The sequence below is a fragment of the Marinomonas sp. ATLA20 genome, from assembly GCF_057180105.1.
Map to the genome: position 1 here is coordinate 1 of NZ_JBXUKU010000066.1, position 254 is coordinate 254.

General features: G+C 52.0%; 2 tRNA genes. Both read right to left on the minus strand.

Features of this window, described 5'->3' with window-relative positions:
• Positions 1-15 precede the first annotated feature (15 nt).
• Positions 16-90 (minus strand) — tRNA-Gly (locus AC2A4J_RS20465).
• Positions 91-173: 83 nt separating this feature from the next.
• A tRNA-Glu gene (locus AC2A4J_RS20470) sits at positions 174-249 on the minus strand.
• Between the last annotated feature and the right edge of the window lie 5 nt (positions 250-254).

Sequence of the window (254 nt, forward strand, 5' to 3'; positions counted from 1 at the left end):
TCTAGTTTAAGAAAGTGGAGCGGGAAACGAGGCTCGAACTCGCGACCCCAACCTTGGCAAGGTTGTGCTCTACCACTGAGCTATTCCCGCATTATCAACACCCCTACTCTTTATTCGCATAAAGCAGTGGGCTGTCTTGTTCACCTTGCCAATTTGCAAGACAAACTTAAAAGTGGCGTCCCGTAGGGGGTTCGAACCCCTGTTACCGCCGTGAAAGGGCGGTGTCCTAGGCCTCTAGACGAACGGGACACAAT